Annotated in this window: 12 protein-coding genes; 3 read left to right on the top strand and 9 right to left on the bottom strand. The window is 59.2% G+C overall.

The genetic code is table 11. The annotated features are described in order from the left end of the window. Positions 1 to 12 precede the first annotated feature (12 nt). From lon to AC1Q5O_RS04180, 4 genes are all read right to left on the bottom strand, one after another. Positions 13 to 2,439, bottom strand: a complete 2,427-nt coding sequence (gene lon, locus AC1Q5O_RS04195) for an endopeptidase La (RefSeq protein WP_346307361.1) — start codon at positions 2,437 to 2,439, stop codon at positions 13 to 15. A gap of 480 nt (positions 2,440 to 2,919) precedes the next feature. Further along, complete coding sequence (gene clpX / locus AC1Q5O_RS04190) at positions 2,920 to 4,194, bottom strand: ATP-dependent Clp protease ATP-binding subunit ClpX (protein WP_105735507.1); 1,275 nt, start codon at positions 4,192 to 4,194, stop codon at positions 2,920 to 2,922. A gap of 231 nt (positions 4,195 to 4,425) precedes the next feature. Beyond that, complete coding sequence (locus tag AC1Q5O_RS04185; protein ID WP_091883799.1) at positions 4,426 to 5,055, bottom strand: ATP-dependent Clp protease proteolytic subunit; 630 nt, start codon at positions 5,053 to 5,055, stop codon at positions 4,426 to 4,428. 311 nt (positions 5,056 to 5,366) lie between these two features. Next, positions 5,367 to 6,470: an NAD(P)/FAD-dependent oxidoreductase gene (locus tag AC1Q5O_RS04180; protein WP_492561938.1), complete on the bottom strand. Its 1,104-nt coding sequence runs from the start codon at positions 6,468 to 6,470 to the stop codon at positions 5,367 to 5,369. A 40-nt stretch (positions 6,471 to 6,510) separates the two neighbouring features. On the opposite strand from AC1Q5O_RS04180, the gene AC1Q5O_RS04175 reads away from it, so the two are divergent. Next, the gene (locus AC1Q5O_RS04175) at positions 6,511 to 6,663 is read left to right on the top strand and encodes a hypothetical protein (RefSeq protein WP_403173123.1); all 153 of its coding nucleotides are present in this window, start codon (positions 6,511 to 6,513) and stop codon (positions 6,661 to 6,663) included. A gap of 2 nt (positions 6,664 to 6,665) precedes the next feature. Next, positions 6,666 to 7,916, top strand: a complete 1,251-nt coding sequence (locus AC1Q5O_RS04170) for a cytochrome P450 (RefSeq protein WP_492561937.1) — start codon at positions 6,666 to 6,668, stop codon at positions 7,914 to 7,916. 168 nt (positions 7,917 to 8,084) lie between these two features. Here AC1Q5O_RS04170 and AC1Q5O_RS04165 read toward each other — a convergent pair whose 3' ends face one another. The 5 genes from AC1Q5O_RS04165 to AC1Q5O_RS04145 all read right to left on the bottom strand — a co-directional run bounded on the left by AC1Q5O_RS04165 (position 8,085) and on the right by AC1Q5O_RS04145 (position 11,706). Continuing rightward, on the bottom strand, positions 8,085 to 8,435 hold the full coding sequence (locus AC1Q5O_RS04165) for a cupin domain-containing protein (protein WP_492561936.1): 351 nt from the start codon (positions 8,433 to 8,435) through the stop codon (positions 8,085 to 8,087). A gap of 3 nt (positions 8,436 to 8,438) precedes the next feature. Next, positions 8,439 to 9,725 carry an O-acetylhomoserine aminocarboxypropyltransferase gene (locus tag AC1Q5O_RS04160; protein WP_492561935.1) on the bottom strand — a complete coding sequence of 429 codons (1,287 nt, stop codon included), beginning with the start codon at positions 9,723 to 9,725 and terminating at the stop codon, positions 8,439 to 8,441. Between the two features lie 63 nt (positions 9,726 to 9,788). Continuing rightward, the gene (locus AC1Q5O_RS04155; protein ID WP_288193350.1) at positions 9,789 to 10,313 is read right to left on the bottom strand and encodes a CoA-binding protein; all 525 of its coding nucleotides are present in this window, start codon (positions 10,311 to 10,313) and stop codon (positions 9,789 to 9,791) included. Positions 10,314 to 10,317: 4 nt separating this feature from the next. Further along, positions 10,318 to 11,133, bottom strand: coding sequence for an enoyl-CoA hydratase (locus AC1Q5O_RS04150; RefSeq protein WP_492561934.1), 816 nt, complete (start codon positions 11,131 to 11,133; stop codon positions 10,318 to 10,320). A gap of 33 nt (positions 11,134 to 11,166) precedes the next feature. Beyond that, positions 11,167 to 11,706, bottom strand: a complete 540-nt coding sequence (locus AC1Q5O_RS04145; RefSeq protein ID WP_492561933.1) for a hypothetical protein — start codon at positions 11,704 to 11,706, stop codon at positions 11,167 to 11,169. Between the two features lie 89 nt (positions 11,707 to 11,795). Here AC1Q5O_RS04145 and AC1Q5O_RS04140 point away from each other — a divergent pair, with 89 nt between their 5' ends. Then, the gene (locus AC1Q5O_RS04140) at positions 11,796 to 12,212 is read left to right on the top strand and encodes a PaaI family thioesterase (RefSeq protein ID WP_492561932.1); all 417 of its coding nucleotides are present in this window, start codon (positions 11,796 to 11,798) and stop codon (positions 12,210 to 12,212) included. The last annotated feature ends 231 nt before the right edge of the window (positions 12,213 to 12,443 follow it).

Below are 12,443 nucleotides of genomic sequence, written 5' to 3'. Positions count from 1 at the left end.
TTTCCGATGGCTTCAGTGCGCGATCTGCGCCGAAGCATCATCCTCGACCACGGCGGCGGCAGGCACATTGACCGGCTCCGTCCACTCGATCGGCTCCGGCTGACGCACGAGCGCATGCTTGATCACTTCCCCGGCACGCGATACCGGGATGATCTCAAGGCCGTTCTTCACATTGTCCGGAATTTCCGCCAGATCCTTGGCGTTTTCTTCCGGGATCAGAACCGTCTTGATGCCACCGCGCAGGGCGGCAAGCAGCTTCTCCTTCAGGCCGCCAATCGGCAGGACCCGTCCGCGCAGCGTGATCTCGCCGGTCATGGCGATATCCTTGCGAACCGGAATACCGGTCAGGATCGAGACAATGGCTGTCACCATCGCGATACCGGCCGACGGACCGTCCTTCGGTGTCGCGCCTTCCGGCACGTGCACGTGGATGTCCCTGCGGTCGAACAGCGGCGGCTCGACGCCGAAATCGATGGCCCTGGAGCGGACATAGGATGCCGCTGCGGAAATCGATTCCTTCATCACGTCGCGCAGGTTGCCCGTGACGGTCATGCGGCCCTTGCCGGGCATCATGACGCCTTCGATGGTCAGCAGTTCGCCGCCCACCTCAGTCCAGGCAAGACCTGTGACAACGCCTACCTGATCTTCACCGTCGATCTGGCCGAAGCGGAATTTCTGCACGCCGAGATAGTCGTTGATGTTGGTCTCGGTGACCTTCACCGTCTTCTTGGTCTTCGACTTCAGAATTTCCGTCACTGCCTTGCGGGCAAGCTTCATCAGCTCCCGTTCGAGACTGCGCACGCCGGCTTCCCGCGTGTAATCGCGGACGATGGCACGGATCGCGCCTTCCGATACGGAAAACTCCTTCGGCTGCAACGCATGGTCGCGAATGGCCTTGGGCAGGAGGTGCCGCTTGGCGATCTCGACCTTCTCGTCTTCCGTGTAACCGGCAATACGGATGATCTCCATACGGTCCATCAGAGGACCCGGGATGTTCAGCGTATTGGCCGTCGTCACGAACATCACGTTCGAGAGGTCATATTCGACCTCGAGATAGTGATCCATGAAGGTTGAGTTCTGTTCCGGATCGAGCACCTCGAGCAGAGCGGAAGACGGATCACCGCGGAAATCCTGACCCATCTTGTCGATTTCATCGAGCAGGAAGAGCGGATTGGACTTCTTTGCCTTCTTCATCGACTGGATGACCTTGCCGGGCATCGAACCGATATAGGTGCGGCGGTGACCGCGGATTTCAGCCTCGTCACGCACGCCGCCAAGCGACATGCGGACATACTCACGGCCGGTTGCCTTGGCGATCGAGCGGGCCAGCGAGGTCTTGCCGACGCCGGGAGGACCAACGAGGCACAGGATCGGACCTTTGATCTTGGTCGACCGCGACTGCACAGCGAGATATTCCACGATCCGGTCTTTCACCTTGTCGAGGCCGTAATGCTCGGCATCCAGGATCTCGTCGGCGAGGTTCAGGTCGTTCTTCACCTTCGACTTCTTGCCCCACGGAATGGTGAGCAGCCAGTCGAGATAGTTACGCACAACCGTCGCTTCGGCGGACATCGGGCTCATCTGGCGAAGCTTCTTCAGCTCCTGATTGGCCTTTTCGCGCGCTTCCTTGGAGAACTTCGTCTTCTTGATGCGCTCTTCCAGCTCGGCTGCCTCGTCGCGGCCGTCTTCGCCGTCGCCGAGTTCCTTCTGGATCGCCTTCATCTGTTCATTGAGGTAGTACTCGCGCTGGGTTTTCTCCATCTGGCGCTTGACGCGAGAACGGATACGCTTTTCCACCTGAAGAACGGAAATTTCCGACTCCATGAACGACATGGCCTTTTCCAGCCGTGCACGCACGGACAGGATCGACAGCATGTCCTGCTTCTCGGGAATCTTGATCGCAAGATGCGAGGCGACCGTATCGGCCAGCTTCGAGTAGTCCTCGATCTGTCCGGCAGCGCCAACGACCTCTGGCGAAATCTTCTTGTTCAGCTTCACATAGTTTTCAAAGTCCGACACGACCGAGCGGGCCAGGGCTTCGATTTCAACCGCGTCTTCGGCGGGTTCCGACAGCGTCGTGGCGTTGGCTTCGTGGTAATCCTCGCGGTCGCTGAAACTGGTGATTTCAGCGCGGGCAATACCTTCGACCAGAACCTTGACCGTACCGTCCGGCAGTTTCAGCAACTGCAGGACATTGGCAATGGTGCCGATGTTGTAGATGGCATCCGCCTGCGGATCATCATCCGCAGCGTTCTTCTGTGTGGCAAGCAGGATTTGCTTGTCGACGCCCATCACTTCCTCAAGTGCGCGAATGGATTTTTCGCGACCTACAAAGAGCGGAACGATCATGTGTGGGAAGACAACGATATCGCGCAATGGCAAAACGGCATAAAGCCCGCTTTCTCCACCCGCCAGTGTCTTCTTGCTTGCAACCGTCATTTCATGTCCTTTCTCAGGCCAATCGGCCTAGATCGCCACATCCGGGTACCCTTTGGTTGCATGATCTTGTCCAAAATCGGGATCCATTTTGGGGATCATGCGAAGAGCGGCATACGACCGGCTGTGCAGCTTAACCTTTACTTGGAGTGGCGGGGCTCCGGTTTCAAGCGCCCCGGTTTCAAGCTCGGTCACAGAATCGTAATCTATCCTGCTCCTACCAAACTCCAAGCGCAATCTTTTGCGATGCAGCACACCTCTGAAGAGGATGATTTTCGTGGAAATCATCTGTCGACGGGGGCGATACTGCCCGGCCTACACTGTCTTACCGACGCTGCTCTGCAAAAATTGTGCGCCCCGCATGGTTAATCAACCGTAAATATTGTTTCGTGGCGCAATTAAGACCCGCAACAAATGCCAGGGTAAAAATGCAAAAGGCTCCGCTGACGCGGAGCCCTGCTTTCCAGACACTGGTTCGGCGCCTTACGCCGAAACATTGCCCTTTTCTTCCTTGCGCTCGGCATAGATGTAGAGCGGGCGGGAATTGCCCTCGACCACATCGCCGGAGATCACGACTTCCTGAACGCCGTCGAGCGTCGGCAGTTCGTACATCGTGTCGAGCAGGATCTTTTCCATGATCGAACGCAGCCCGCGTGCACCGGTCTTGCGGGCAATGGCCTTGAGGGCGATTGCCTTCAGCGCGTCCTCATGGAACGTCAGCTCGACGTTCTCCATGTCGAACAGGCGCTGGTACTGCTTGACCAGGGCGTTCTTCGGTTCCGACAGAATCTGCACCAGGGCAGCTTCGTCGAGATCCTCAAGCGTGGCGATGACAGGCAGACGGCCGACGAATTCGGGGATGAGACCGAATTTCAGGAGGTCTTCCGGTTCAAGCTCGCGGAAGATCGCGCCGACGCGGCGATCGTCCGGCGCCTTCACCGCAGCGCTGAAGCCGATGGACGTCTTCTCGCCGCGTGCCGAGATGATCTTGTCGAGACCGGCAAAGGCACCGCCACAGATGAACAGGATGTTGGTCGTGTCCACCTGCAGGAATTCCTGCTGCGGATGCTTGCGCCCGCCCTGCGGCGGAACGGAAGCGACCGTGCCTTCCATGATCTTCAGCAGCGCCTGCTGCACGCCCTCGCCCGACACGTCGCGGGTGATCGACGGGTTGTCGGACTTGCGGCTGATCTTGTCGACTTCGTCGATATAGACGATGCCGCGCTGGGCCCGCTCGACATTGTAGTCGGCCGACTGGAGCAGCTTGAGAATGATGTTCTCGACGTCCTCACCGACATAACCGGCTTCCGTCAGCGTCGTCGCGTCTGCCATTGTGAACGGCACGTCGATGATGCGGGCGAGCGATTGCGCCAGATAGGTTTTGCCGCAACCGGTTGGACCAACGAGAAGGATGTTGGACTTCGCCAGTTCGACTTCATTGTTTTTCGATGCGTGGGCCAACCGCTTGTAGTGGTTGTGCACCGCGACAGAGAGAACACGCTTGGCATGGTTCTGGCCGATGACGTAATCATCGAGCACCGCCATGATTTCCTGCGGCGTCGGAACGCCTTCGCGGGATTTCACCATCGAGGATTTGTTTTCCTCGCGGATGATGTCCATGCACAGCTCGACGCATTCATCGCAGATGAAAACAGTCGGGCCCGCAATCAACTTGCGAACTTCGTGCTGGCTCTTCCCGCAAAACGAGCAATAAAGCGTATTCTTTGAATCACCGCCGCCGTTGCTGACTTTGCTCATTGCAGTTTCCTTTCAGTATCGGCGCCCTGTTTGGCCGGGAACCGTTCACACCCTTCGGGACTCTGCCCTGCGGGGAATGATTCGAATAGTAATTCGAAGAATAGGCTTCCTCTACTCACCAATCACTTAACGTAGCGTCTGTTGGCCTGCATGCAAGCCGGATGTGTGGCAAAAAGTCCGCATCCGGGTCAAAAAAAGTTCATTCTCGACCCGGTGCGGCCATTTAGCCGGTTACTTTGCATCCCCTTCGATGATCGCACGGGATTCGAGCACCTTGTCGATAAGACCGAACTCGAGTGATTCCTGTGCCGTCATGAAGTGGTCGCGGTCGAGAGTCTTCTCGATTGTCTCGTAGTCGCGGCCCGTGTGCTTGACGTAAATCTCGTTGAGGCGGCGCTTCATTTTGATGATGTCCTGGGCATGACGCTCAATGTCCGATGCCTGGCCCTGGAAGCCGCCGGATGGCTGGTGCAGCATGATGCGGGCGTTCGGCAGCACGAAGCGCATGTCCTTTTCACCGGCTGTCAGCAGCAGCGAGCCCATCGAGGCGGCCTGACCGAAGCACAGGGTCGAGACGGCCGGACGGATGAACTGCATGGTGTCGTAGATCGCCATGCCCGACGTGACGACGCCGCCAGGTGAATTGATGTAGAGGTTGATCTCTTTCTTCGGATTTTCCGATTCAAGGAACAGAAGCTGGGCGCAGATCAGCGTCGCCATGCCGTCCTCGATGGGTCCGGTAATGAAAATGATGCGTTCTTTCAGCAGGCGCGAGAAAATATCATAGGCCCGCTCGCCCCGGTTGGTCTGCTCGACGACCATGGGTACGAGGTTCATTGCTGTTTCGATTGGATCTCTCATCGGTGGGCCTCAGCGTTTTGGAGAACAAGGGGTTTGAACGCCCCCAAGATTCGTGGATTTCACTTTCGATACATAGGGTGTTGCCACCCTGTTCCGCAAGATGTTCTGCCGCCATCCGGCTAGCGGTCCGATTCTGACATTTGCAACCCTTGGATACAAGCCATTCAGGCAAATGTCAGAATCAAAGGACCACTAGCAAGCATATAATTCTAGTGGAACTTTGAATTTGACATTCGCTTGTTGCGCGTGATGTCACATGGTGTGCGAATGTCAAATTCGTTCCACTAGGAGCGCAAGCGCAGAACCGCTTTTTACGCGGCTTCCGCCCGCAACCAGCGCTGCAGCAGCGGTACATCGCCGGTTCCCAGCGTTTGCGCGACCCGCCGCCCGACCGCCGCGCCGAATTTGTACCCATGTCCGGAACAGGCCGAGACGACGAGGCATTTGTCCCGTTCCACGGCGAAAAACCGTTCATCCGCGGTGAAGGTATAGGCGCAGGTGACAACACTGCTCACCCTGTATTCGCCGATCCGCTGCAGCGGCGGAGCGAAGAGATCGCGGATCGCTTCGCCCTCGCCCGGTTCCGCAACGCGGGCGGCGTCGGCATCCGCCGATTTGCGCTTGTGCAGGCCAGAGCCGAATTTCAGGCCACCGCCGCCGCTGGCCGGAATGATATAACCGTCAGTACGCCCGCCCACATCGAGCACGACGGGAGAATGCTCCCAGGCCGCCTGCAAATCCGCCGGCGGTTCGAGATAGACCACGGCCGTCCGGTAGGTGGTGAGCGAAGAGACGAGGTCGGGGAACAGTTTTGTCACCCAGGCACCCGCCGTAACGACCACCCTGTCCGCAGCAATGACCGCACCATCGGCCAAGGTCACCGTCCCTGCGGCACTGTCGACGGCGGTCACCCCGGTGTTTTCCAGCAGCGTGGCGCCGTGCGCGCGCAGCCAGCGGGCCATATCCCCGGCGATCCTGCGGCAATGCAGCGCGCCGCCCTCCGGCGAGAAGAACGCATAGCGGAACGTGCCCGCTTCCAGATAGCCATAGCGTTTTATGGCCTCGGCGGGCTCATAAAGCTCGAGGGGATAGCCGCCCTGCTCGAGCCCCTTGCGGTATTCCTCGGCTTCATCGCCTGCGTCGCGCGATATGCAAATGAAGCCGCGCGGATCGAGATGGCTCGTGCCGATGTCCTGCCACAGCTCGTCCCAGGCCGCATAGGCCTCCGAAATCGCATCAGCGTAACCGCCCGCGGCACCATAGGCGCGGCGGATGATGCGGTGATGATCGCCCGAGGCGGCCAGCGGATTGGGAATCGGCCCCTGCTCGATCAACGTCACCGCATGACCGGCCTTGGTCAGCGACCAGGCGCTGGACAGTCCGGCAATTCCTGCTCCGACGATGGTGATTTTCATGATGGGGTCCTGCTATGACTGCTGAAGGAGGGAGATTCGCATGCAATATGAAACCATTCGCATCGATTGCTCAAACATTTTCGACGTGGAAAGCTTTCATCCGGTGTTTGCCGCGACCTGCGGCTTTCCTTCCTGCAAAGCGGCGACCCGCCTGTTCCCTGTCCTTCCTTCGTCTGACCCACGGTATATCTGATCATGACCCCTGCCACGCCCGCCTCATTCCAGTTCAATCCTGCCACCCGCCATCTGCGGCTCGATCCGCACGACCAGGTCTTCGTGCAGAATCCCTACGGCACCTATGCCGCGCTGCACGCGCAGACATCGGCGTTCTTCTGGGAGGAATACGGCTTCTGGTGTTTCATCGGCTATGACGGCGTCAACAAACTATTGCGCGACCGCCGCTTCGGCCGGGAAAACCGCCATGGCATCGCCGATTCCCAGGGCAATACCGGCGATCGCGCACATCTGAAGGATTTCGACCACGTCGAAAAATTTTCGATGCTGGAGCTGGAACCGCCCACCCATACCCGGCTGCGCACGCTGGTGAACCGGGCCTTCGTCTCCCGGCAGGTGGAAAGGCTGCGCCCGCGCATCGAGACGCTGGCGCATGCGCTGATCGACCGCTTCGAAGCAAAGGGTAAAGCCGATCTCATCGCCGATTTCGCCACGCCCATTCCCGTCACCGTGATTGCCGAGATGCTCGGGGTGCCGACGGACGCGGCGCCGCGGCTTCTCGACTGGTCGCACCGCATGGTGGCGATGTACATGCACGGCCGCAACCGCCGGTCGGAAGACAGCGCCAATGCCGCCGCGGCCGAGTTCTCCGGCTTTCTCAGGGACTATGCCGGACGGCGGCGCAGCGAACCCGCTGACGATCTTCTCAGCCTGCTGCTGGCGGCCGAGGCGGATGGTGCGAAACTATCCGAGGATGAGCTGGTCACCACGGCGATCCTGCTGCTCAATGCCGGGCACGAAGCCACGGTGCACCAGACCGGCAATGCGGTCAAAACCATTGTGGAAAGCGGCCGCAGCGCCGCCGACCTGTTTTGCGATGCGGATTCGACGGCGCGGACCGTCGAGGAATGCCTGCGCTTCGACGCGCCACTGCACATGTTCACGCGCTATGCCTATGAAGAAATCGACCTTGGCGACGGCATTGCGGTGAAGCCCGGCGACCAGATCGGCCTGATGCTCGGCGCGGGCAACCGCGATCCCAACGCCTTTGCCGATGCCGGAGCTTTCCTGCCGGGACGGTCAGACCAGAAAAACCTCGCCTTCGGCGCCGGTATCCATTTCTGCATCGGCGCACCGCTGGCGCGGCTGGAACTGCAGGTCTCGCTCAAAGTGCTGTTCGACCGGCTTCCCGGACTGCATTTCAAGGAAGCCCCGCGCTTCAAGGATACCTATCATTTCCATGGATTGGAGAGATTGATTGTGGAGTGGTGAGTGTGAAGAACGCTTGCACAACCATCATGCGTGGTTCGACAAGCTCACCATGAGGGAGCTGGTTTGATTGCAAAGCTAACCAGCAACTTTGCAGAATAAACGCCCTGCAACCCACTCATTTCCCTGATGGTGAGCTTGTCGAACCACGCACAGTGGCAATGCAAAAACTCACAACCGGATCACGTATTCCTTGCGGGTGGTTTCGATGACTTCCCAGGTGCCGCGAAAGCCGGGGCGCAGCACAAAACTGTCTCCGGCCTGCAAATGCCGTTCCTTGCCGCCCTCTTCCGTGACGATCGAGCGGCCCGAGAGAATGTGGCAGAACTCCCACTCATCATAGACGATGCGCCATTTGCCCGGCGTTGCTTCCCAGATCCCGGCGTAGAGACCACCATCGGCCTCGTCGCAGTTCCAGGTGCGGAACTGCGGATCGCCCGCAATCACCCGGTCTGCCGCCGGAGCGCCATGTTCAGGGTCGATGCTGCCGAAATCGATGGCGACAAAATGCGACGGTGTCATGGCCTATCCCGCCTTCATCAGTGCCTGGTCGAGATCGGAAATCAGATCCTCGACGGTCTCGATGCCGATGGACAGCCGCACCACATCCGGCCCCGCACCTGCGGCGATCTTCTGCGCATCGCTCAATTGCCGATGCGTGGTCGATGCGGGATGAATGATCAGGGACTTGGTATCGCCGATATTGGCCAGATGCGAAAACAGCTGCAGGTGCTCGACCAGCTTGACCCCGGCTTCGTAACCGCCCTTCAGCCCGAAGGTGAAAACCGCACCGGCGCCTCGCGGCGCATATTTCTGCTGCAGGGCATGATAGGGATCATCAGGCAGCCCGGCATAACTGACCCAGGCCACCTTTGCGTGGCTGGAAAGCCACTGCGCCACCTTCAACGCATTGTCCGCATGGCGCTGCATGCGCAGCGGCAGGGTCTCGATCCCCGTCAGGATCTGGAACGCATTGAACGGCGACAGCGCCGGCCCGAGATCGCGCAGGCCGAGGACGCGGCAGGCAATGGCAAAGGCAAAATTGCCGAAGGTTTCGTGCAGCACGATGCCGTTATATTCGCTGCGCGGCTCGGACAGCAGCGGATAGTTGCCCGACTTCGACCAGTCGAACGTGCCGCAATCGACAATCACCCCGCCCATGGAATTGCCATGGCCGCCGAGGAATTTGGTCATGGAATGCACGATGATATCGGCACCGTGTTCGATGGGACGGATGAGATAGGGCGACGCCAGCGTATTGTCGACAATCAGCGGCAGGCCATGCTTGTGGGCGATGGCGGCGATGGCCTCGATATCGGTGACGATGCCGCCGGGATTGGCAAAACTTTCGATGAAGATCGCGCGCGTCCGCTCGTCAATCTGCGATTCGAACGAGGCGAGATCGTCGGGTTCCGCCCAGCGCACATGCCAATCGAAGGACTTGAACGACTGGCCGAACTGATTGATCGAGCCGCCATAGAGCTTTCTGGAGGCAATGAAATTGTCGCCGGGCTGCATGAGCGTGTGAAACACCAGGAACTGTGCCGCATGGCCCGATGCAACCGCCAGCGCCGCAGTGCCGCCTTCCAGTGCCGCCACGCGCTCTTCAAGCACCGCATTGGTCGGGTTGGTGATGCGGGTATAGATGTTGCCGAAGGCCTTCAGGCCGAACAGCGATGCGGCGTGGTCGGCATCGTCGAAAACAAAGGCCGTCGTCTGGTAGATCGGCGTGGCGCGCGCGCCGGTTGCCGGATCGGGCTGGGCGCCCGCATGTACGGCAAGAGTTTCAATTCCGGGTGCGCGGTGCGCCATGGTTCATCTCCCTGTCATTCCTGATTTTGCTACACGCTATGGGATCGCGGCTTTGCCGCCAACCTATTTTGGCGATCTGAGGCCAAAACTCTGGAAGCCCTGCCGCATCTGCGGTTTTTTCGCCGACAGGATGCGCGAATTGACGCCGCTCCAGCCGATCTCGCCGCACAGCCGCGCATATTCGATCTTCGGGCAGCGATTCATCACCACCTGAATGCCCGCAGCTTCCGCCCTGCGTGCCGCTTCGTCGTGGCGGACGGTCAACTGCGTCCAGATGACCTTCGGCAGCGGCGTCAGCGTCAAGACCTCATCGACAATCGCCGGCACGGCCTCGGAGGCACGGAACACGTCGACCATGTCGATGGCTTCAGGGATATCGGCGAGGCGCGCAAAAACCTTCTGGCCGAGAATGTCCTTGCCCGCCTGTCCCGGATTGACCGGTATGACCCGGTAGCCCTTGTCGATCAGGTACTTCATGACAAAGAAGCTTGGCCGCACCTCATTGGCTGAAGCACCCACCATGGCAATGGTTTTGACGGATGAAAGAATGCCGCTGATATAGTCGTCCGGGTAATGATCGTGATCCATGCGCTTATTCGCCCGTCCATTCCGGCTTGCGCTTTTCGATGAAGGCGTTGATGCCTTCCTCCGCATCGCGCGCCAGCATGTTTTCCACCATCACCTGCGCCGTATAGGCATAGGCCTCGGAAAGTCCCATTTCGGCCTGCCGGTAAAAGGCTTCCTTGCCGGTTTTAACGGTTAAAGTCGATTTCTCCGCAATGGCTTGCGCGTATTTCCTGACAATCGGATTCAGGTACTCCTCCGGCACCACCCGGTTGACCAGACCGAACTCCCGTGCCGTCGAGGCATCGATGGTCTCGCCGGTGAGGAGCATTTCCATGGCCTGCTTGCGCGAGACATTGCGCGACAGGGCCACCATGGGCGTCGAGCAGAACAGGCCGATATTGACGCCCGGCGTGCAGAATGTCGCCTTGTCCGAGCAGATCGCCAGGTCGCAGGAGGCGACAAGCTGACAACCGGCAGCCGTTGCAAGACCGCCGACGGCGGCAATCACCGGCCTCGGATGATGCACGATGGCCTGCATCAGTTCAGCGCAGAGCTGCATCGTCTTCTCGAAAAAGGCCCGGCCCCGATCAGCGTCCTGCCGGTGCACGGTCAGCTCCTTCAGGTCATGGCCCGCCGAAAAAAGCTTCTGCGCCGAATCGATGATGATCACGCGCACCGCCTTGTCATCCCGCGCCGCATGCAGATGATCGAGCAGCAGGCGCATCATGGCGAGCGAGAGCGCATTGGCGGGCGGATTCTGCAATGTCAGGCGCAGAACGCCCGAGGCAAGCTCATACCCGACGATTGGTTCATCCTTGCGGATAATGTGAACTTCTCCCATATCGCTCCTCATTCCCCAGCGCTTGCAACCCGGTCAAAGGCTGGTCCATTGTTTATAGAGTGGTTTGATCGAACTCACGTGCTTTTTGACAATAGCGAGATTCTCCGCCGACGGGCGTGCTTTCTCGACCGTTGCCAATCCGCTCTTCAGGCCGTCGATCATTTCCGCCTTCTGCTTGTCGGTCAGGTTGGGCATGGACGGAATGGAGGCGATGGCCTTTTCCACCTCCTCGCGCGGTTCCGGATTGGTGACCCAGTGATAGGTCACCATGATCGTTCTTGTGGTTTCGCCCCAGTCGTTGAAATCCTTGAAGCCATATTCCGCTGCCTTCTTGTCCAGCCGCGCCGTTGCTTCCGGTGAAAGGACGGCGTTGCCCGCCGCTTCTTCCTTCATCTGCGCGCCGACGGGAGCAAAGCTGTAGAGAAAGCGCTTGATGATGTCCTGGGTCAGCGCCACCGGCCGGACCGGCAGGCTGAAGGGTTCGATCTGCGGCGCGGTCTGTGCAAAGGATGGCACCACGGGTGTTGCCGCCAGAATGGCAATGAAAAACAGCGTGGATCGGAACAGCGTCATGACTGGCTTCCTTGCAAAGAAGACACGGATGATTAGGAATACCAGCGATCATCGCCAGAGAACAGATGGAGTGCCCTTTGGAAACGGCAATGGATGTAACAGCGTTAACGGCCTTTCTCGAGCGGGAGTTCCCACAGGTGAACGCTGACGGGGTCGTCTACACCGTTACCGGTGCCGGCCCGGGTTATGCCACGATGCGGCTTGATCCGGCGGACCGGCACCTGCGCCCCGGCGGCACGGTATCGGGACCCACCCTGTTTGCCCTTGCCGATATCGCCGCCTATGTGGCGATCCTCGCGCAGATCGGCCCGGTCGCCCTGGCGGTGACGACCAATCTCAACATCAACTTCCTGCGCAAGCCGCAACTCGGGCCCATCGATGCCACGGCAAAGGTGCTCAAGCTGGGAAAGCGGCTCGCGGTGATGGATATCGCGCTCACCAATGGCGAAGACAAGGAACTGGTGGCCCATGCCACGGCGACCTATTCGATTCCGCCGCGCAGCTAGGGCTGCAAGCGGGCTTGAAATCCCGCAAAACGCGGCAAATCCGGGCAAGAAGCATGTGGTAATATAATACCTTTTTCATAAGCCATTGTTTTATAAAGAGTATTTGTCAAAACCGCCGAAAACATCTGCTTGACGTGATCCTGTTGGGCCGGTATTGAACCCCTCGACTGCGGTAGGTTCTTCCTGCCGCATTTAACTGTTGTGCGGATGATCGCCATTCACACAACGCAA

The organism is Phyllobacterium sp. MT110 (assembly GCF_058792715.1).
This window is presented reverse-complemented; position numbering and strand designations above follow the sequence as displayed.